The organism is Helcococcus sueciensis DSM 17243 (assembly GCF_000423145.1).
Classification (GTDB): Bacteria; Bacillota; Clostridia; order Tissierellales; family Peptoniphilaceae; genus Helcococcus; species Helcococcus sueciensis.
On the sequence record NZ_AUHK01000045.1, the window covers coordinates 1 to 1,295 of the forward strand.

General features: G+C 29.7%; 1 protein-coding gene. It reads right to left on the reverse strand.

What is annotated here, in order from left to right:
- Window positions 1-8 precede the first annotated feature (8 nt).
- Complete coding sequence (locus G534_RS0107065) at window positions 9-1,178, reverse strand: IS256 family transposase (RefSeq protein WP_205617672.1); 1,170 nt, start codon at window positions 1,176-1,178, stop codon at window positions 9-11.
- Window positions 1,179-1,295 lie beyond the last annotated feature (117 nt).

Genomic DNA, 1,295 nt, shown 5'->3' on the forward strand with positions numbered 1-1,295 from the left:
TTTTTTTATTATATCCTCCCTTCAAAATATATTGATAATTGTGATAACACCTTATCCCAACCTCTTATTCTACTAGTCCACTTAGCTGAAGCATCTGCCATAGCTAGATAAAGACTTTTTTGTAATGCATAATCATTTGGAAATATTGCTTTATTTTTAGTTACTTTTCTTAACTGTCTATTAAAGTTTTCCATAGCATTTGTTGTGTATATCATCTTTCTAATACCTTCAGGATACTTAAAATATGTTGATAATTCAGCCCAATTATTTCTCCATGAAGATACACATGTAGGATATTTCTTACCCCACTTATCTTCAAATACATCTAAATTGGTTAGTGCTAAATCTTCTGTAGGTGCTTTGTATATTGACTTTAAGTCCTTCATTAACTCTCTAATATCTTTGTATGATACATATTTAGTAGAGTTTCTTATTTGATGTATTATACATTTTTGTATTTCTGCTTTTGGATAGACTGCTTCTATTGCTTGAGTAAATCCTGGTAGATTGTCTGTTGAGAAGATTAATACATCTTCTAGCCCACGTTCTTTTAATTGATTTAATACTAAAAGCCAATATTTACTTGATTCATTTTCTCCTACCCACATACCAAGTATTTCCTTAAAACCTTCTAAATTGTATCCTAAAGCTATGTAAACAGCTTTTTTAACTACAATATTATTTTCTCTAACATGATAGTGGATTGCATCTAAAAACACCATTGGATAGACTTTATCTAGTGGTCTGTTTTGCCACTCTTCTATTGTTGGAAGTATCTTGTTAGTTATTTTACTTACCATAGTTTCTGATAATCCAAAACCATAAATTTCTTTAATATGATCTGATATGTCTCTAGTAGTCATACCCTTAGCATACATTGATATTATTTGATTCTCTATATTTGATATGTCTTTTTCATATTTTTTAAGTACTTGTGGTTCAAATGAAGCATCTCTATCTCTTGGTATATTAAGATCTATATTTCCATATGAAGATTTAACAGTCTTTTTACTTGATCCATTTCTAGTGTTTAGTGATAATGGAGCTTGTCCATATTCATAGTCTAGATGCTCATCAAGTTCAGATTTAAGCATTTGTTCTATTGCATCACCTAAAAGGTCTTTAAGTGCATTTTGTAAATCCTGAGCAGTTTCTGGTTGATATTCTTCTAGTAACATTTTAGTTATTTTATTTAGTCTTGTTTCTGGTCTTTTTCTTGGCATAAAAATTCCTCCTAATTAGTTTTTCTTTACCCTAATCAGGAGGTTTCTATACACAAAATTTTACACAGTCTC

Excerpts from the sequence above, each read along its gene's own strand:
- G534_RS0107065 (WP_205617672.1), bottom strand. The coding sequence starts at position 1,178 with ATGTTACTAGAAGAATATCAACCAGAAACTGCTCAGGATTTACAAAAT.